This is a genomic window from Gordonia oryzae, assembly GCF_003797185.1.
In the GTDB taxonomy this organism is placed as follows: domain Bacteria; phylum Actinomycetota; class Actinomycetes; order Mycobacteriales; family Mycobacteriaceae; genus Gordonia; species Gordonia oryzae.
Window position 1 is genome coordinate 1 of sequence record NZ_RKMH01000011.1, and the last position, 18,148, is coordinate 18,148.

Sequence of the window (18,148 nt, forward strand, 5' to 3'; positions counted from 1 at the left end):
CCCGACGGACCCAGCAGGGCCGACACCTCGCCCTCCGGCAAAGTCAGCGACACATCACGCCAAATATTCTGCGAACCAAACGATTTGGTGAGGTTGGCGACGCTCACTTCGACACCCATTGGTGTGTCCTCTCACTGATCCCGCGGTTACTTGGGCGCGACCGCGCCGTCCAAACCACCGACATCGGTGATCAGCCAATTCTTCGAGCTGTCCATCGTGACGGTGTAACTCGCTGTGGACTGTACGCCGTGGGGAGCCTGCGCATTCTTCGTCATCACGCTCACGAACGCCGTGACGACGTAGGTGTTGCCGTCATGGGATTTCAGCTGGGCCGCAATGGGCGACGCTGTCGAATTCCACTGCAGCGGAACGATCACCTGCTGCATCGCCGTCGAGGCATTCGTCAGCTTCGAGGCCAGCTCGGGTGATGTACCCGCAGTGAGACGCTTGTTCCAGGCATCAAGGTCCTGATATCCCATTTGTGCAGCGCCAGTGGCGTAGTCGAGCGCGATCTTCTCGGCGTGTGCGGTGTCTGCCGCCGACGACTGCACGGCATCGAACTGGTTGCTCTTGTCGTGATACAGGTAGGCGAAGATGCCGGTTGCGATTGCCAGCGCCACGACGACCACCGCGACAGCCGACACAACGAGCGCCCGCCGACCCCGCAACACGCGCGTCCCTACCGGGGTCCAACCTTTCGTGCTCCGTTGCGCGGTTGATGTTCCTTCGTTGGTATCCGTCTCGGCAGTGTCGTCGTTGGACTCCTCCGGTGTCGCGGCGGAGGCGTCCTCGGTGGCGGAAGCGGTATCACGCGTATCGTCGGTCAATTCTCGGGTTTCGGGATGCGTATCGGTGTCGATGATCTTGGTGCTCATGTCGAGTCTCCTTGTCTCACAAATGTTATGCCGGTCCGGTCGTCGCGGGGATGGATGTCACCGACCACCGACCCGGACCACGAGGCCGTCTCCGGCTCCCGCAGTCGCCAGCGCCGTGCGCATGAGATTGCTCAGGTCGGCGGTCCGCAAGGTCGCCGACGCCGAACTCACTGCCGGGAAGGCCGCATCACCGAGCACTTTCAGGTCCGGACCGCTCCGGTCGAGGAATCGCTGCACGCTTTCCAGCAACGGCTTTGCTTGGTTGTTCAACGAGTCCGGCGAGTGCGTCGAGACGATGAAACCGTCTTTCCCGTCCGGACTTCCGCTGCCTGCCTTCTTGCCGCCCTCGGTGAGGAACAGCGCGAGACCATCGGCGAACCGTGCGACCGGATCACCCGAGGCCGCCATCGAATCGCTCACCTCCGACCCGCGTTGCAGGAGTGGCTGGAATCTGTTGAGCAGGTCGGTGAGTGAGCCGCGAGTGGTCAGGATCGTCGTCTCCAGCAGTGCACTGGCGTTCGCGATGTTGTTCAGTACCTGCTGATCTGCAACCAATCCGGTGTTGATCTCGCCGATGATGCCTCGCACCTTCTTGGCGTTCACCTGCTCGAGTAGACGGGTGAATCGTGCGGAGAGTTCATCGATGGTCGTCGGTACCTCGACCTTCGTCGCCGTGAGCGTCGCACCATCGCCGAGAGTCGGGCCGCTGCTGACGTTGGGAGTGATACCGAGGTACGTCTCTCCCAGGGCCGACAGGTTATCCACCCGATAGGTGGAATTGACCGGAATCTCGTACTGGTCCTTGTAATTCCAGTCGACTGTGACACCCGACACCGAGGGCTGTACGGAGGTGATCTTTCCGATCGCGACCCCCCGGAACAGCACTCTCGATCCCACGACGAGACCGTTCGTCTCCGGAACGGTCATCGACGCGGTACGGACGCCGCAATTGTCGGTCACGCTCAGACCCACCGAACCCAGGTAGATGAGTGAGGCAGCCACCAGTGCGAGCAGCGCCACTATCGACGCCATGGTTCGGGCGCCGGCTGCAGTGAATCGTCGGATCATCGGATCGCTCCCATCATGCGCAGCAGCCGCGTCATGTCGCCGATCATCTCCTCGCCCTGCGGCGAGGTGGCCGAGACGATGTTCAGACTGGGTTTCTGCAGAAATGGGAAGAGATGGTCGGACAGGAACGAACGGATTGCCTGATCATTCTGGCCGACAGCGTCGATCCCATCGCGAACGGTGTGGATCGATCCGTCCACCGACGTAAGCAAGGGCATCAGCCAGAACCCGCCGGCGAACACGCTACCGATACTGGGAAGCACGATGCCGATCCCGGAGAAGAGCGCCGAGAGTTGGCTCCAATAGTGCATCCCCGGCGCCGATAGCTCCTCGGTCAACAGCGGGAGGTGCGGGATCACGGCCTCGCTCGTGGTGTTGAGACCGTCCAGCATCGTGTCGATCCGCCCCGTGTCGGTGGCCAGGCTCCGGAAGTCTCGCGCAGCGATGTTGGCGACCCGCTGGGTTTGGGCGTGTTGAGGCAGTGCACTGTTGACCGAGCGGATGACGTCCTGCATGTTCTGGATGCTCCCGCCGTTCACGAAGTTCGAGAGCACGGCCAACGTGTCCTCGAGCGGCGGCGGTGATGTCGTGCGGGACAACGGGATCACGTCGCCGGCGGCGAGCGTTTGTCCGCTGTCGTGGGATTCGATCGCGAGATACGGATCGCCGAGGACCGTGTTCTGGCGGATCGACGCGGTGGCGTCGGCACTGACGTGCGAGTCGCTCTGCACCCGCGCCCCCACGTCGACGTGATCACCCGTGAGTGCAACGGTGGTCACCGATCCGACTCGCAAACCGTTCAGTGTGACGTCGGCTCCTTCTGGGAGGTTCAGTGCGTTGTCGAATTGGACGGTGATCGGCGTTCCCGATCCGGCCGACCGCACCGCCGACGCCATGTCACCCGGGTTCAACGAGCACCCGGCCACCACCATCATGAACACCACGAGCACCGCCGGTAACGTGATCCGACCAACAGTTCGCGCCGTGCGCGGATTCGCGATCATCGCGCCACCCCCATGAGGAGATCGAGTGCCCCGATGCGGGCGGTACGAGCCTGGCCGTCGTCGACCACGCAGCTGCCCTTCTGTTGAGCGTTGAGGTTGCGGCAGAGCAGGTTTGCGTCCGCGCTGCGGACTCGCACCCACGGCGCGGCCACCTGCACTCCGGCGCCCTGGTCACGTCGGGAGACGAGTGTCGCGGTTGAGGCGAGGACCGGCAGCGCGGTCAACGCCTTCTGGATGCTGCCGACACTGGTTGCCGCGATGTGGATCGGACCGGGCAGGAAGTCGAGAAGTGCGAAGAACTCCGGGCCGTACTTCGGGACGAAGTCATAGATGGCTTGCAGCACCGGCGTCATCCCGTAGATCATGTGGACCGCGCCGGGCCACAGCACTCGTGCACCGGTGTCGGTCGCCGCCGGCAACTTGTTGATGATGGAGGCGACGTCCGACCACCGCGCCAACGCATCACCGGTGAGTGGTGCGGTGGAGGTGATGATGGAGCCGATATCGGAGATCATCCGTTCCGGCGACTGCACGGCGGCCGCAGCCGTCGTCATCAACGATGCGACGTCGGGTCCGGTGCCGGCGACCGCAGTGGACATCTGATCGATCGATCCCTCGACGGCTCGAGTGTTTCCGTTCGGTGCGATCTGGTCGATCAGGTCGGCCGCCGAACCGCTGATCTGCGAGATACTCTTCGGCGTATAGGCATTCGAGATCGAAATGCATTGTCCCGGCGACAGAGCGGGTCCGTTGCCGTCCCCGATCAGTTCGAGGGATCGATCGGCGAGAATCGACTTCGACCGGGTGACCGCCTTGGCGTCCGCGGGGACCGAATGGGACCCGTCGAGGGAGAATTCCACGCGCACCCCACTGTCCGACGGTGTGATCGAGGTGATCTTGCCGATGGGATAGCCCATCGTCGTCACGAGATTCCCGGCATAGAGTCCGATTGTGTCGGGGAGGATCGCACAATAACCCGACTGAGCTGTGGAGCTCTTGGCGTCACCGCGGCCGATCGTCACGCCACCGACGACCACCAGAGCGACACATACCAGAACGATCAATGACCACAACACTTTTCGCTTCATCAGCATGCCCTTCCCGGAACCGGTAGACACATCGATGTGGCGTCGAGGACGAACCCGGCATTCTGGTCGGCCGCATTTGCAGGCCCGATCAGCCGCATCAACTGATCACGCAGCGGTACCAATTGATTGATGAACCCGGAAGTGGTGTCGTTGAGGCGTCTCAGCGTGTCACGGGCGGCCACGACCGCCGGATACACCTGATCGGTGTGATTGAGGTAGAACTGCGCCAGCACGCCGACACGTTCGAGTACGCCACCAAGCCCTTTGTACGCCTGGGAGAACCCGGCTCGATAGGTGTAGTACTGCGACAGAGCGATATTCACCTTCCGGACGAGCTCGAAGACGAAGTCGCGACTGTTGTCGAAGGTCGTCAGGTATTCGTTCGCCATGTCCAGGATGGACCTCACCTGGACCTTCTGATCGTCCATGACGGTCGACAAGGTCTGAAGTCCGTCGATCGCGTTGCGAATCGACGGGTTGGCCTGACTCAGACCGTCCGCCACCTGTTGCAGGGACTGATCGATCGGCTTTCCGTTCACGTTATCGGTGATGCGTGGCAGTTCCTGGAGGGTGTCGGCGATGGTGTACGGCACCGAGACCCGATCGGCCGCGATGGTGCTGGAGTCGTCGGTCACCTTTCCGCCGGGGACCAGACTGACGAAGTAGCCTCCGACTGCGGTCAGCAACTGCACCTTGACCCGCGTGGCGTCTCCGATGTGCACCTTGCTGTCGACGTCGAGGGTGACCTGGACGTTCGTGTCGCCGAGTGAGACTCGTTCGACCTTGCCCACCGACACGCCCGCGACGCGGACGTCTTCGCCGCCGGCGACCGACGACGCATCGCGGGTCGTGAAGCTGATCTCTTGTCGTCCGGGAGGCGACAGGTAGTAGTACGCCACACCGGCCACGACCGCTGCGATCACCAGCACCGCGATAAGGCCTGCCAGCAGGTCGTTCTCGGCCAGTCGTTCGCGGAACCTCCTCAGCTGCGACATACGATCACCCCACTTCCGTTGATCAGGACCTTGCCGAGGGCGGGCAGCGGCAACTCGCCGTGCGAACAGGTGTTGGTCGGGCTCGACGCGGGCACCTGAAGGCCCTCGAAGACCGTGGGCAGCATCTGCAGGGACTGCCACAAGCTGTCCACCGTCGGAAAGGCCTTGGACAGTTCACCGTCGATGTTGGTGGTCGGTTCTATTCCCAGCCCGGACAAGATCGAGTTCACAGTGCCGGTGAACGCCGGTCCGTACAGACTGGCCTTCCGGAACTCGTCGAGGACCGTCAAGGTGGAATCCACCGGCCGCTCGATGTCGTGGAGGAATTCGATGATCTGGGGCGCTTTTCCACCGAGCGTCTCCGAGATCCGCGACATATTGGTCACGAGCGAGGAGATGATCTTGCTGCGATCCGCCGTGTAGCGGCTCAAGGTGTTGATGCTCTCGAGCATCGGGCCCAACCCACTGCCATCACCCTGCATCAACGTGACCGCGTTGTTGGAGAATTCGTTGATCTCCTGGGGACTCAGGGTCTGCAATACCGGCTGCAACCCGTTGAACAACTCGGTGATGTCGAATGAGGGAATGGTGTTGTCCACCCGCAGGTCTCGCACCTGCGCGCCGGATTCATCGGCGCCGGAAACGTCGAGATAACGCACGCCGGAAAGGTTGGAGTACTTGACCGCGGCCTTGGACTTGTCGGTCAGGTGATGGTCAGCGGCCAGGGTGAAGCTCACCGTGGCCACCGCGACGTTGTCGCTGTTCTGTGACAAGTCGATCGCCGTCACCTTGCCCACCTTGACACCCCGGATGCGTACATCGGCGTTGGGGCGCAAGCCGGAGGCGTCGGTGAACTCGGCGGTGTACGCACTCGTCGGTGTCTCGACGGGACTCTTGATCCCGTTGATGATCACGACGAACAGGACCAGTGCCACCGCTGCCGCCGCAACCAATTTCCAGAGCGGCTTAATGATTCGGGAGGCGCTCATCAGTCGATGTCTCATCGCTCAACGCCCTCCTGTCGGCAGGCCGGCGATCGGGCCGGCCATGGCGGGCAGGCTCTGCAACGCGAGCTTGATCTTGAGTACCTGCTGCCCGTCTGCGCCCTGGGTGAAGGCACCGTCGAGCCGGGCGACCAGGTCACTGACCGTTACCGGAGTGACCACGCCCTCGCCCACTGCCGGAAGCAAACTCGCCGCCGAGGTGATCGTGTCGACCAGCGGGGTGAGGTTGCCCTGGTTGGACTTCAACAGCCGACCGACCATCGAGAAGAAGTTGTCGGAGATGGCCTTAAGCGTGATGGTGAAGTTGTTCTGTACCTCGTCGCCTGCGGGACGCAGCGCACTGTTGTAGAAGCTGTCGATCGCCGACAAGGCACCGTCGGCGAAAGGTGGTAGCGCAGTCACGATGTCGTTGTAGCGGTCGAGGAGATATGCCGGAGTCTGTTGCTGGGTACGGGCGACCACATCGGCGAACACGACCCCCGTGTGGATCAGCGGTTGGAACGCAGCGGTGTAGACCAATACCCTCTTGATCGCATTCATGGTGTCGGGCATCAGGGTTCCGTTGGCGACGTCGGATCCCTGCTCGATCATCGTCGACATCGTGTAGTCACCGATGTCGCGTCGGGTAACATGGGCGCCGTCGGTCAGTTCACCGGAGGCCGGGTAACCGGGATTCACCACACTGATACACGTGATGCCGAAGTAATTCTTCGGCCGGAAGTCAACGACGAAGTCCTGGCCCATACCCCGTGCAAGCGAGCGCTCGAGATCCACTGTGATCGAGGATGTTCCGTCGCTGTTCACGTGCAACCCAGTGACCTTGCCAATCGGGGCGCCCCGGAGCACGACCTCGGTGCCATCCTCGACGCCCGGGCCCACCGCAGGAGCATCGATGGTGACACTCATGAGGCTGTGGTCACGCGGGGTCAGGGCAGGCACGATATATCCGAAAATCACCCCGACAATCACCACGGCGATGACCACGAACAGACCCGTCTTGCGAAGCACGTGCTTCCGATGTTGCTCGGAGCCGATGAGAAATCCTGAGACCATCGATCATCACCCCTTGAACACCAGGTCGGGATGAAGACCCCACAGCACGATCGTCATTACCAGATTCATCACGATGATCAACACCAGGCTGGCTCGGATCGCACGCCCGGACGCACGCCCGACCCCTTCCGGTCCACCGGAGGCGAAGAATCCGTAGTAGCAGTGGATGATCGTCACCACCGCACAGAACGTCACGGCCTTGACCAGTGAGTAAAACACCTCGACCGGATCGAGGAACTGGCTGAAGTAGTGGTCGTAGGTTCCAGCCGGCGCGCCCTGGACCACCTTGACGAACGTTCCCGCGGTGAGGAATCCGATGGCAAGGCTGAGCAGGTATCCCGGGATCACGCAGAGCATGCCGCCGATCAGACGGGTGCCGACGACGAAGGGGATCGACCGGATGCCGAGTGTCTCGGTGGCGTCGATCTCCTCGGCAATACGCATCGACCCGATCTCGGCGGTCATGCGGCACCCCACCTGTGCGGCAAAACCGATACCGGTCATGATCGGGCCCATCTCGCGGATGTTGAGGAAGGCGCCGATCACGCCGGTCAACGGTCCGAAGCCGATGAGGTTCAGGGTGTTGTAGGCCTCGATGGCAACGGCGATCCCGATGGCCACACCCAGGACGACGAGCAGGGAGATGACCCCGCCGTCGACGATGATCGATCCGCGTCCCCAGGCCATGCTGTTCATCGTGCGGACGGTTTGCTTGCGATAGTGCTTGAGGGTGAATGGGATCGAGATGATCGTCTGTACGGTGAACAGGGTCCACCGACCGATTCCCTCACCGACGTTGAAGACGCTCGTGCTCAGCAGGCGTCCACCGCGGGCGAGCAGGCGCTGAGTCGAATACGAACTCGGAGCGGTCACCTCGCCTCACCCGACCTGACTCGGAAAGAACATGGACTGGATCTGGGTGGTCATCAGGTTGGTGATGAACACCGCGACGAACCCCAGGACCACCGAGGCGTTCACACCGTCGGCGACGCCGCGCGGCCCGCCTTTCGCCTCGAGCCCGCGGAGACTGGCAATGATGACGACCTCCATCCCGAAGAGCATCGTCTTGATGATCGCGAAGAAGAAGTCGGTCTGTGTCGCGAAGGCGCCGAACGATTGCCAGAAGCTGCCCGGGATCACCCCGTTGATCGTGATCGCCAGGGAGAAGCCCGCTGCCACAGCCGAGGCGACGATGATGACGCAGAGAATCGGGGAGATGATGAGAATTGCCAGGAAGCGCGGAAGAACAAGCCGCTGAACCGGATCGACGCCCATCACCCGCATCGCGTCGATCTCTTCCCGAATCGAACGCGCGCCGAGGTCGGCGGCGATTGCCGAGGCAGCAGCTCCGCCCATCAGGAGTCCGGCGGCGATGGGAGCACCCTGCGAGATCACGCCGATTCCGCTGGCCGCACCGGCCAGGGACTTGGCGCCCACCTGGTTCACCACCGCGCCGACCTGGATCGAGATCTCGGTCCCGAACGGCAGCGCGATGAGTACTGCGGGCAGGGCGGTCACGGTGAGGAGGAACCACGCCTGTTCGAGTGTTTCCACCATCGGGATGCGTGCACGGAACACGCCGGTGATCGCGTACCACACCACTTCGACCGCCAGCCGAGCCGCGCGGCCGATGGTCGCCAACGACTTGGCCGGTACGGTCTTGACATAGCGGACAATGCTTCTGCCGGCGCGTGCCACCACGTCACCGGCACCCGTCAGCACCGGTGGCGGGGCCACCGCTTCTGACGCGCCCAAGCTGAGGCCTTGCATCCTCACCTCTTCCCCTGAGCCGGCCATTCGTGGACGTCTGGCCGGTTAATTGACTTTCAATTAAATTTCGTAGATATCAATCCCCTGTGTGTCCCGGGTCACATGGGACCTTAGCATAAGTCCACATATGGTCAACCCGGTTCAACGACATCTCTTTCGCGACCATCACTCGGACCCGTTGGCGGACACACCAAGACGGCGGCGCCCACCTGGGGACACCACCGTCTCGGCACTTGCGTGTCTACCTACTGGCTTGCGACAGAAGCCTTTTCATAACGCGCAGCGAGCGTGTTCTCGCGGAGCGCGGCCGACCGCACGCGGTCACCGAGGCTTCCGTTGTCTTCGTTACGGAAGTCCTTGAGCATCGTGTGCGCGGCATTCTGGCCGGGCATACCGGAGATTCCCGCCACCGGGTGTGTGCCTGCGCCCGTGAGGTAGAGCCCCGGAATCGGCGTGCGATACCCCGCGAACTTGTCTGCCGGCTTGAGCGGCCCGAATCGCGAGATCACCGGATCGACGTGATACACACTGCCGTCGATCGCCCAGAACCTCTCCTCGATGTCGGGGAGCGCGAGATCTCGGCGCGCCACCTCCAGCGATTCGATTCCCTGATAGTAGTGGGACGCATCGTTGATGACGCGTTCGGTGATCTGCTTCTTCGCCTCATCCCAGCCGATCCGCGGGTCCGTAGGGGTCAGTCCGGTCCAGAACCAGAAGATGTCACAGCCATCCGGGGCGAAGCCCTTGTCGAAAGCCGTTGTCGCGTGACCGAGCCCGGGAATGTGGTCCGGTACGTCGCCCCGCACGCACGCCTTGGCCGCATCGAGGCTCTCCTGATAGGTGTTGAATGAGTTGCATCCGAGTCGGAGATCGATCCCGTCACCGCGCCACTTCTCGTGCTTCTCCATCGAGATCGTGCCGCTCAGAGCGACATTGAGCTTGTAGTCGGCGATACCGCGCCTGCGGGTCGGGATCTTCTCGGCCTTGTTCTTGAGCACCCGGGGCAGCACACCGTCGGGCAGCAACCGGGTCAGCGTCGTCTTCGGGCTGCACGCGGTGAGGACGGCACGTCGTGCCAGGAGTTCTTCACCACCCCGGAGTCGCACCCCGGTCACCTTTCCGTTGTGCACGAGTAGCTGCTCGACCGGCGCGTTGGTGCGGATGCGGCCTCCGTGGGACTTCACGCTCTTGGCCAGTGCCGCCGGGAATGCGCCGGTTCCGCCGTGGAACATCGAGACCCCGTACTTGCTGAGCACCCCGAGGTAGATAAGTGACCATCCCGAAAGATCGGCGTCGAACGGCATGAACGGTAGGGCGATGGTCAACGGCGCCCGGATGGCGTCACTTTCGAAGCTGTCCTCGATGGCCTCGACCTGCGAGGATGCCATCCACCGGCCGATCGCGGCGAGTTCCTTGCGGTTCTTCGCCATGCCCTTGGCCGCCTGCAACACCTTCTTGATGTCGGGCGTCACCGGGCTGGTCTGCATCAACGGCAGCCCGATCTCGACGGCCGCGTCGATCACGCGATAGAGGTCGATGAGCGCCTCAGCGTCCGACGGAGAAAAGTACCGCAACTCGTCGGCGGTACGGCGGGGATCACGCCACAACGCCAATGATGTTCCATCGTAATTGAGTTGGACGTGCGCGGGATCGATGACGGTCTGCCGCAGGCCGAACTTCGAAGAGAGACCCAGGTCCTTGTCGATGGTCGTCGTACGGAATAGCGACGCCTGCATCGACGCCTCGTTGATGGTGTATCCCGGAGCCTCCGGCTCGAAGGGGTTGGTCGAGGTCATGCCACCGATCGTCGGTGAGGCCTCCACCACGAGCACGTCGAGTCCCGCCTGAGCCAGGTATGCCGCGGACACCATGCCGTTGTGCCCGGCGCCGACGACGATGACGTCGGCCGTGTTCTTTACTGCTGTTGTCACTGATCTTCCTTCTCGATTGGCGGGCAAACCTCACCCGAGCGGATTGGTTCCCGGGACTGCTTCGGTCATGTCCGTAATCTCGTCCCACCTCGCGACGACCTCGTCGACGGTCGGGGGTTCGTCGAAGGTGACGCCCCTGTTCGCAAAGAGTTCCACTCGTTGAACCAGACCTCCCCCGACGACCAACACCTCTCCCGAGTCGGTGCACGCATCTCCGAGCAGGTGCACCACCACCGGTGCGACGTGCGCCGGCGGGAGCTTGTCGAGCACCTCGGCAGGTGCGATGTCGGCCGTCATGCGGGTCGCGGCCAGCGGTGCCACGGCATTCGCGGTGATGCCAGACTTGGCACCCTCGATCGAGAGGGTGTTGACGAGCCCGAACAGCCCGGCTTTGGCTGCTCCGTAATTGGCCTGCCCGAAATTCCCGTACAGCCCGCTCGTCGACGTCGCGACCACGATCCGGCCGTGCTTCTGACTCCGGAAGTGCGGCCACGCCGCACTGATCACGTGAAAGCCGCCGTACAGGTGCACCTTGAGTACCGCGTCCCAGTTCTCCTCCGTCATCTTCGCGAAGCTGCTGTCACGCAGAATGCCGGCGTTGTGGACGAGGCCGTCGATGCTGCCGAAGGAATCGAGAGCGGTACCGATCAAGGCGAGGCCACCTTCATGGGTGGCGATGTTGTCGTAGTTGGCAACCGCCGTCCCGCCGCGGGAGCGGATCTCCTCGACCACGGTATCCGCCATCGACGAGCCGGAGCCGGATCCGTCCCGCGCGCCACCGAGGTCGTTCACCACCACGCGAGCACCATGCGCTGCCGCGGTCAGCGCATATTCCCGGCCCAGGCCGCCGCCGGCCCCGGTAATTGCGACGACGCGCCCATCAAGACTCAGCATCTCTCAGTCCTTGTCAATCCGGAGGGCTTCGGTGGGGCAGCCGGCCACGGCTTCGTCGACTGCCTGTAGCTCGTCATCGGAGATCTCCTCCTTGAGTATCAACAGCGTTCCGTCATCACCGATTTCGAAGAATTCGGGTGCCAAAGACTCACAGATTCCTAGGCCCGTGCACTTGGTTCTGTCGAGATGTACTTTCATTGATTCCTCCTTGGACGCAGGCTGAGTGGACGGCGTCTGAGCGGCCGGCGCTGGGTTCAGAACAGCTTGCGCATGAGCTTGAGGTCACGCGCCGAGTAGGGCGGATAGACCAGGCGCGGATCGGGTTTGGCCGACTTCGAGAGCACCGCCTTGCGGTGGCTCAGTCGCTCGAATCCCCAACTGCCGTGATAGTCACCGATTCCCGAGGCACCGACCCCACCGAACGGCAACGCTGGCACCAGACAGTGCATGGCGATGTGATTGATGACCGCACCGCCGGAGGAGATCGACTCCGTCAGTTGTGACGCAGTCCGCTTCGACGACGTGAACGCGTACATCGCCAACGGTTTGGGCCTGGCGTTCACGAATTCAATTGCGGCATCCACGGAGTCGACGGTCAGAACGGGCAGGATCGGTCCGAAAATCTCGTCGGTCATCAGTGGTTCTTGCGGATCGGGATCGACGACCACCGTGGGTTGGAGTCGGCGTCGGGATTCGTCAGCGGCACCGCCGAGGATCCGACCGCTGGTCTGCGAGAGATAGCCAGCCAGACGCGCATACTGTCGCTCGTTGACGATAGGCAAAGTGTCATCCGATGCGTCCGAGCGGAATTCTGCGATCGTTGCGGTGATCTTCGCGATCAGTTGCTCGGCGATCGACCGATGCGCAAGAACGTAGTCCGGTGCGATACAGGTCTGCCCGGAGTTGAGCAGTTTCACCCATGCGATGCGTCGTGCCGCGACGTCCAGATCGGCGTCCTCGGCCACGATCACCGGACTCTTCCCTCCGAGTTCGAGGGTTACCGGTGTCAATGTGGGCGCTGCCGCGGCCATGATCTTCTTGCCGATATCGGTACCACCGGTGAAGACGGCGTGGTCGAAGCCGAGTAAGAGCAGATCCTGGGTGACCTCGGCGTCACCCTCGATGACACTCACCGCGGACGAGTCGAGATACTGGGGAACCAGCGCAGTCAGCAAAGCCGATGTCGCCGGAGCCAGCTCCGACGGCTTCAGCACCGCGCAGTTGCCTGCCGCGACTGCCGCGATCAAGGGACCTAGGGTGAGATACACCGGGTAGTTCCACGGGCCGATCACCAGAACGACGCCTAGTGGTTCGTACTGCACCCATCCGCGCCCCGGCAACTGGTTGAGCGGCAAGCGCACTCGCCGCTTCCTCATCCACTTCTTGAGGTGCTTGCGTGCGTAGGACGCCTCTCCGGCCGTGGAGGCGATGTCGCCGAGCCATGCCTCCTCGGCGCTGCGTCCGAGGTCGGCGGCCAGCGCTGCGGCGATGTCGGACTCACGTTCGGCGAGCAACCGCTCGATGCTTTCGAGCTGCCGGATACGCCAAGCATAAGGACGGGTGGTGCCGGACGCGAACGTCGAACGCAAGGCGTCGACCTGTTCGACAACCGGGGATGCGGTGGACTGTCGGGCGGTGAGAGGAGTGGCCATGTCGCGTCTCAGATCTCGGGCGCCGGAACCACGCCGGAGAGCACGGCACCTGTCACACCGCCGTCGACGGCGATCGCCTGTCCGTTGATCCATCGGGCATCGTCTGACGCCAGGAACACCAGTACGTCGGCGATGTCACCCGGTTCTGCGTGTCGTCCCAACAGGTTTCGCAAGCCGTCGAGGGTGTCCTTGCCCATCGACTCCTCGAAGTCGACGAGGATCGGTGTCTCCACGGGGCCGGGAAGCACGGCATTGATGCGGAATCCCATCTCCGCGAAGGCCAATCCCATCGACATGGTGTAGACGGTCGTGACCTCCTTCGAGAAGTTGTAGGTGTTGCCCTGCTGGGGGTGTTCCTTGAACCAGGCGACGCCGTCCTCGAAGGTGTCGGTGGCCAGCAGATCTCGGATCTGCTCGAGACGATCGGCCCAGCCGAAGCCGGCGGTGGAGCTCACGATGGTCACCGATCCACCGGGGTTGAGGCGTTCGAAGAAGGCCTCACTCAGGTGGCGAACAGCGAGCGAGTTCACGGCGAGAACCAGATCCGACGGGGCGGTTCCCGGGATACCGGCGATGTTCAACAGACCGTCGAAGGAGCCGTCCAGCTTTTCCAGAGCGGCATCGATGCTGTTGGGATTGGCGAGATCCACCTCGGTGTGGCTGGTGACCGCGACCGCCGGGGTGTTGCGATCGAGACTGTGCACTTCGGCGCCGGCACCCAGAAGTCGCTCGGCGGTGGCGGCACCGATTCCGGATGCCGCTCCGGTGACCACGATTCGTTTGTTGGAGAGATCGGTCATGAGAGGAACTCCTGTCAGAGGGTGTAGGGCATGGACTTGACCGCGCGGACGAAGTTGCCGGTGAGGTACTCCGGCTCGCCGACGCGCAAGGTGGGCGCACGGTGCAGCAGTTGATCGAAGAGCTCGGTCAACTGCATCTTCGCGACGAAGCTGCCCATGCAGAAATGTGGTCCTCCGCCACCGAACCCGACGTGCGGGTTGGGCCAGCGCGTGATGTCGAACCGGTTTGGGTTCTCGAATACCGCTTCGTCACGGTTGCCGGAGGAGTACACCATCGCCACCCACTCGCCCGCCTTGATCTCCTGACCGCCGAGCACCGTGTCTTCAGTGGCCGTGCGACGGAAGGTCATCACCGGCGAAGCCCACCGCACGAACTCCTCGACCGCCGGCTTGATGCGTCCTGCGAAATCGTCGAGCAAGTACGTACGTTGATCGGGGAAGTCCTGGAAGGCCTTGGTGGTGAGGCTGATCGTGTTGCGTGTGGTGTCGTTGCCTGCCACCGACAACAGCACGAAGAACGAGGCGATCTCCTCGTCGGTGAGTGCTTCGCCGTCGACCTCGGCCTGCACGAGCCCGGTCATGAGGTCGGCCTTCGGATGCGTGCGGCGCTCTTCGGCGAATTCGAACCCCATCGACAGCAGCCCGACCAGGGATTCGTTGAGAACCTCTCCCGGTTCCCGTCCGGCGGCGACGTCCTCGTCGGCCCACGACACCATGCCATCGGCATGATGAGCGGCCTCTTCACGCTTGTCGAGGTCTTCCAGACCCATCATTTCGTAGATGGTCCACATGGGTAGACGCTTGGACACGACGTCGACGAAGTCGCCCTCGCCCTTCTCGATCAACTGGTCCACGATGATTCGCGACTGGTTCTTGATCTGCTCGTGAATCTTCTTGACCTGTTTGGGCGTGAACGCCGAGCTGACCAGCTTGCGCAGAGCCGCATGCCGCGGGTCGTCCATACCCAGGAACGAACCCGCAGCCGACAGCACGTCGTCGGGTATCTCCTCGAACTGGAAACCCTGTCCAGAACAATACAATTCCGGATGCTTGCTCACCTCGGAGATGAGTTCGTGGGAAGTAACCACCCAGACGCCGTCGTTCTCCGGGGGCATGATGGCCCCCTCGAGCGGTGCATGCCAACTGATCGGGCGCTGCGCCCGCAAGAGGGCGAACGTCTTCTCTCGTTCCTCGGCGGTCTGCGCCCAGAAGTCGAGACCCGAGATACTCAGTTCGTCATAGGGCCGAGCCGGGCTGTGCAGAGTACTGGTCATGTCACGCACCACTTTCCACGAGGTAGTTCTTTTCGATATCCCGCTTGATCAATTTTCCGGTGGCGGTTCGCGGCAGCTCGTCGACGAAATCGACCGATCGGGGAGCCTTGAAATGTGCGATCCGTTCTCGCGTGTACTCGATGATCTCGGCGGCGAGATCGTCGGAAGGAACTTCACCGTCGCGCAGTGCGACCACCGCCTTGACCTGTTGGCCCATCTCGGCGTCGGGCACACCGATCACTGCGACGTCGAAGACCTTCGGGTGCAGGGTCAGGACATTCTCGATCTCCTGCGGGTAGATGTTCACGCCGCCGGAGATGATCATGAACGCCTTGCGATCGGTCAGGAACAGATATCCGTCCTCGTCGACATATCCGAGATCGCCGACGGTGGTCCAGTTCTCGTGTTCCGGATGCTGCGCATCTCTGGTCTTCTCGGGATCATTGTGATACGTGAACGGCCGCGTCTCCCGTTCGAAATACACCTGGCCGACTTCTCCGGTCGCCAGCTCGTTGCCGCCGTCGTCGCAGATGTGCACCGGGCCGAGCGCCGACTTGCCCACCGAACCCCGCTTGGTCAGCCACTCCTGAGTGGTGATGATCGTGGTGCCGTGTTGCTCTGTGGCGCTGTAGTACTCGACCAGGATGGGACCCCACCAGTCGATCATCGACTGCTTCACCTCGGGCGGACACGGTGCAGCGGCGTGGACGGCGACCCGCATACTCGAGATGTCATAGGCATCACGCGTTCTCGCCGGTAGTTGTAGCATCCGAACGAACATCGTCGGCACCATCTGGGTGATGGTGATCCGGTACTTCTCGATGGCCGCCAACGCCTTTTCCGCATCGAACTTCTCCATCACCACCACGGTTCCACCCAGCGCATGCACCGCTCCGCACCACTTCAGGGGGGCAGCGTGATACATCGGGGCCGGCGAGAGGTACACGTCGGCGTCGGTGACCTTGAAGACGTGTTGAACGAGGCCGGTGATCGGGTCGCCGGGTTGGTCAACCTGGATGGGAAGCAAGGTGGGCTTGATCCCCTTGGGTCGGCCGGTCGTTCCGGACGAATACAGCATCTCCGAGCCTCTGGGCTGATCGACCAACGGGTTCACGTCGGCGACGAGCAGGTCGTCGTACCGTCCGAAACCGTCGATCTGCCCACCGAAGGCGAACGTCGCCAGATCTGTCTCGCCGACCTCGGCCACAGCCTTGGTCGCCAGTTCACCCAGCCTCGCCGATGCGAACAGCACTTTCGCACCACTGTCGCTGATGATGTAGGCAACCTCGCCGGGTGCAAGGTGCCGATTCACCGCGGTGATATAGAGCCCTGACCTGATCGCTGCCCAGTAAAGCTCCAGTACCTCGGCGGTGTTCTCCGAGAGCACGGCGATGACGTCGCCCTTGGCAAGTCCATTGTCGCGCAGTGCTGCCGCGAGTGCCGCCGACCGTTGTTCCAGCTCGCCGTAGGTGACGGTGTGTCCACTACCCGCCATGATGATCGCCGGCTTGTCGGGATTCACCGCAGCATGAGTGCCGGGATACATTCAGATTCCTCCTTGTTGCAACTCGACCGTTTCGCCACCGATGACCTCGGGTGGGCGCTCTCAGACCAGAAGGTCTTTGCGGCCGTCGGTCGTGAGGTTGTCGATGTAGACCGGAAACAGCTTCTTGCCGAGCGGAGCCAGCTTGAGCAGACTCGCGACGTTGCCACTGACCGAGATCTTCTTCTTGGCCATGGCCAGCGGGAGATTCACCTTGCCCTGCCAGTAGGCGTTCCCCGTGTCAGCAGGCATCGCCATGGTGGCGTGTGGCTCAGGGCTTCCTTCGAAACCGTCATAGACCTTCTTGTTCACCGCGTCGACGACGACCACCGCCTCAGGTGCGGTGAAGTCGAAGGCGAAGACCAGCCCGCTGTCGACGAGCTTTGGCCCAATCTCCGCATCGTCGAATGCCGTCTCGAAGATCCCGCCGATGTACTTCCTGACCTCTGCCGCGTCTGCGAACGCCATGACTCTGTCCTCCTGATTAAAATATAACTTTGATTCAAAACAGTCCACAGACGGTCCCTGTGCTGCGAAAATCGTCAGGACTTGACTATGAGCTGAGTCACATAGACCTTAGCATAAGTTCACTTATGGACAAGCCCCGATCTCGGCCGGACACACGAGGAGCCACGGTGTCGACACATCACTCCCCCGACGCGTACTACGAAACTGGACTCGCGATCCTCTCCGACCGGGGCTTCGGCGGCCTGAAGCTCGCAGAAGTATGCCGGAGATCCGGCGTCACCTCCGGGTCGTTCTACCACCACTTTCCGAAGTGGTCGGCCTATACAACCGGCCTCATCGAGTATTGGCGGGAGGAGCGGACGGTGCGGTTGATCGCCAGCTTGGACAGCGAACCCGATCCGTGGGCGCGGCTGCGACACATCATCGAGATCGGGGTCTCACTTCCCCATGGCGCCGAGGCCGCCATTCGCACGTGGAGTCACCTCGATACCGCCGTCCGCGGAGTACAGGCAGACGTGGACCGACAACGGTTTGACGCGGTGGCATCCGCGGTCGCCGAGATCACCGGCGATCGCGACGCCGGTGATCTGTTCGCACACTGGGCCGTCTATCTGCTCGTAGGCTTCGAGCAGATAGACCTCGGATCCGACACCACGGCGCTGGAGCAGGCAATTAATCGGCTTGCTGGAGAGATTGAATCACTGATTCCGGCCGCCGAGTAGGGGACGG

Annotated in this window: 18 protein-coding genes and 1 pseudogene; 1 reads left to right on the forward strand and 18 read right to left on the reverse strand. The window is 62.5% G+C overall.

Features of this window, described 5'->3' with window-relative positions:
* The 18 genes and pseudogenes from EF294_RS22160 to EF294_RS14720 all read right to left on the reverse strand — a co-directional run.
* A pseudogene (locus EF294_RS22160) lies at nt 1–119 on the reverse strand (ABC transporter ATP-binding protein); the annotation flags it as partial.
* A gap of 27 nt (nt 120–146) precedes the next feature.
* Nucleotides 147–875 (reverse strand): hypothetical protein, encoded by a 729-nt coding sequence (locus tag EF294_RS14640; RefSeq protein WP_246007877.1) that lies wholly within the window; start codon nt 873–875, stop codon nt 147–149.
* A gap of 57 nt (nt 876–932) precedes the next feature.
* The gene (locus tag EF294_RS14645; protein WP_123931392.1) at nt 933–1,943 is read right to left on the reverse strand and encodes an MlaD family protein; all 1,011 of its coding nucleotides are present in this window, start codon (nt 1,941–1,943) and stop codon (nt 933–935) included.
* Nucleotides 1,940–2,947: an MlaD family protein gene (locus tag EF294_RS14650; RefSeq protein WP_123931394.1), complete on the reverse strand. Its 1,008-nt coding sequence runs from the start codon at nt 2,945–2,947 to the stop codon at nt 1,940–1,942. Before EF294_RS14650 ends, EF294_RS14645 begins: the two co-directional genes overlap by 4 nt.
* Nucleotides 2,944–4,035, reverse strand: a complete 1,092-nt coding sequence (locus EF294_RS14655; protein WP_185091100.1) for an MlaD family protein — start codon at nt 4,033–4,035, stop codon at nt 2,944–2,946. Before EF294_RS14655 ends, EF294_RS14650 begins: the two co-directional genes overlap by 4 nt.
* Complete coding sequence (locus tag EF294_RS14660; RefSeq protein ID WP_123931398.1) at nt 4,035–5,030, reverse strand: MlaD family protein; 996 nt, start codon at nt 5,028–5,030, stop codon at nt 4,035–4,037. Before EF294_RS14660 ends, EF294_RS14655 begins: the two co-directional genes overlap by 1 nt.
* On the reverse strand, nt 5,018–6,019 hold the full coding sequence (locus EF294_RS14665) for an MlaD family protein (RefSeq protein ID WP_185091101.1): 1,002 nt from the start codon (nt 6,017–6,019) through the stop codon (nt 5,018–5,020). Before EF294_RS14665 ends, EF294_RS14660 begins: the two co-directional genes overlap by 13 nt.
* 18 nt (nt 6,020–6,037) lie before the next feature.
* Complete coding sequence (locus EF294_RS14670; protein ID WP_123931402.1) at nt 6,038–7,087, reverse strand: MlaD family protein; 1,050 nt, start codon at nt 7,085–7,087, stop codon at nt 6,038–6,040.
* A gap of 6 nt (nt 7,088–7,093) precedes the next feature.
* Complete coding sequence (locus EF294_RS14675) at nt 7,094–7,960, reverse strand: MlaE family ABC transporter permease (RefSeq protein ID WP_425459438.1); 867 nt, start codon at nt 7,958–7,960, stop codon at nt 7,094–7,096.
* Between the two features lie 6 nt (nt 7,961–7,966).
* The gene (locus tag EF294_RS14680) at nt 7,967–8,857 is read right to left on the reverse strand and encodes an MlaE family ABC transporter permease (protein WP_123931404.1); all 891 of its coding nucleotides are present in this window, start codon (nt 8,855–8,857) and stop codon (nt 7,967–7,969) included.
* A 245-nt stretch (nt 8,858–9,102) separates the two neighbouring features.
* On the reverse strand, nt 9,103–10,788 hold the full coding sequence (locus tag EF294_RS14685; protein ID WP_281276010.1) for a phytoene desaturase family protein: 1,686 nt from the start codon (nt 10,786–10,788) through the stop codon (nt 9,103–9,105).
* Nucleotides 10,789–10,818: 30 nt separating this feature from the next.
* Entirely contained in the window at nt 10,819–11,682 is an 864-nt protein-coding gene (locus EF294_RS14690) for an SDR family oxidoreductase (RefSeq protein WP_123931406.1), read from the reverse strand.
* 3 nt (nt 11,683–11,685) lie between these two features.
* Nucleotides 11,686–11,880, reverse strand: coding sequence for a ferredoxin (locus EF294_RS14695; RefSeq protein ID WP_123931408.1), 195 nt, complete (start codon nt 11,878–11,880; stop codon nt 11,686–11,688).
* Between the two features lie 56 nt (nt 11,881–11,936).
* Entirely contained in the window at nt 11,937–13,334 is a 1,398-nt protein-coding gene (locus EF294_RS14700; RefSeq protein WP_123931410.1) for an aldehyde dehydrogenase family protein, read from the reverse strand.
* An 8-nt stretch (nt 13,335–13,342) separates the two neighbouring features.
* On the reverse strand, nt 13,343–14,134 hold the full coding sequence (locus EF294_RS14705; RefSeq protein ID WP_123931412.1) for a coniferyl-alcohol dehydrogenase: 792 nt from the start codon (nt 14,132–14,134) through the stop codon (nt 13,343–13,345).
* A gap of 14 nt (nt 14,135–14,148) precedes the next feature.
* Nucleotides 14,149–15,408 carry a cytochrome P450 gene (locus EF294_RS14710; protein ID WP_123931414.1) on the reverse strand — a complete coding sequence of 420 codons (1,260 nt, stop codon included), beginning with the start codon at nt 15,406–15,408 and terminating at the stop codon, nt 14,149–14,151.
* A gap of 1 nt (nt 15,409) precedes the next feature.
* Nucleotides 15,410–16,954: an acyl-CoA synthetase gene (locus EF294_RS14715; RefSeq protein WP_123931416.1), complete on the reverse strand. Its 1,545-nt coding sequence runs from the start codon at nt 16,952–16,954 to the stop codon at nt 15,410–15,412.
* Nucleotides 16,955–17,014: 60 nt separating this feature from the next.
* Nucleotides 17,015–17,419, reverse strand: coding sequence for an SCP2 sterol-binding domain-containing protein (locus EF294_RS14720; protein WP_094601224.1), 405 nt, complete (start codon nt 17,417–17,419; stop codon nt 17,015–17,017).
* Between the two features lie 167 nt (nt 17,420–17,586).
* On the opposite strand from EF294_RS14720, the gene EF294_RS14725 reads away from it, so the two are divergent.
* On the forward strand, nt 17,587–18,141 hold the full coding sequence (locus tag EF294_RS14725; protein ID WP_246007878.1) for a TetR/AcrR family transcriptional regulator: 555 nt from the start codon (nt 17,587–17,589) through the stop codon (nt 18,139–18,141).
* The last annotated feature ends 7 nt before the right edge of the window (nt 18,142–18,148 follow it).

What these genes read in the sequence shown, in the direction of transcription:
- EF294_RS14640 (WP_246007877.1), bottom strand. Translation starts at nt 875, where the DNA reads ATGAGCACCAAGATCATCGACACCGATACGCATCCCGAAACCCGAGAA.
- EF294_RS14645 (WP_123931392.1), bottom strand. Translation starts at nt 1,943, where the DNA reads ATGATCCGACGATTCACTGCAGCCGGCGCCCGAACCATGGCGTCGATA.
- EF294_RS14650 (WP_123931394.1), bottom strand. Translation starts at nt 2,947, where the DNA reads ATGATCGCGAATCCGCGCACGGCGCGAACTGTTGGTCGGATCACGTTA.
- EF294_RS14655 (WP_185091100.1), bottom strand. Translation starts at nt 4,035, where the DNA reads ATGAAGCGAAAAGTGTTGTGGTCATTGATCGTTCTGGTATGTGTCGCT.
- EF294_RS14660 (WP_123931398.1), bottom strand. Translation starts at nt 5,030, where the DNA reads ATGTCGCAGCTGAGGAGGTTCCGCGAACGACTGGCCGAGAACGACCTG.
- EF294_RS14665 (WP_185091101.1), bottom strand. Translation starts at nt 6,019, where the DNA reads ATGAGCGCCTCCCGAATCATTAAGCCGCTCTGGAAATTGGTTGCGGCG.
- EF294_RS14670 (WP_123931402.1), bottom strand. Translation starts at nt 7,087, where the DNA reads ATGGTCTCAGGATTTCTCATCGGCTCCGAGCAACATCGGAAGCACGTG.
- EF294_RS14680 (WP_123931404.1), bottom strand. Translation starts at nt 8,857, where the DNA reads ATGCAAGGCCTCAGCTTGGGCGCGTCAGAAGCGGTGGCCCCGCCACCG.
- EF294_RS14690 (WP_123931406.1), bottom strand. Translation starts at nt 11,682, where the DNA reads ATGCTGAGTCTTGATGGGCGCGTCGTCGCAATTACCGGGGCCGGCGGC.
- EF294_RS14695 (WP_123931408.1), bottom strand. Translation starts at nt 11,880, where the DNA reads ATGAAAGTACATCTCGACAGAACCAAGTGCACGGGCCTAGGAATCTGT.
- EF294_RS14700 (WP_123931410.1), bottom strand. Translation starts at nt 13,334, where the DNA reads ATGGCCACTCCTCTCACCGCCCGACAGTCCACCGCATCCCCGGTTGTC.
- EF294_RS14705 (WP_123931412.1), bottom strand. Translation starts at nt 14,134, where the DNA reads ATGACCGATCTCTCCAACAAACGAATCGTGGTCACCGGAGCGGCATCC.
- EF294_RS14710 (WP_123931414.1), bottom strand. Translation starts at nt 15,408, where the DNA reads ATGACCAGTACTCTGCACAGCCCGGCTCGGCCCTATGACGAACTGAGT.
- EF294_RS14715 (WP_123931416.1), bottom strand. Translation starts at nt 16,954, where the DNA reads ATGTATCCCGGCACTCATGCTGCGGTGAATCCCGACAAGCCGGCGATC.
- EF294_RS14720 (WP_094601224.1), bottom strand. Translation starts at nt 17,419, where the DNA reads ATGGCGTTCGCAGACGCGGCAGAGGTCAGGAAGTACATCGGCGGGATC.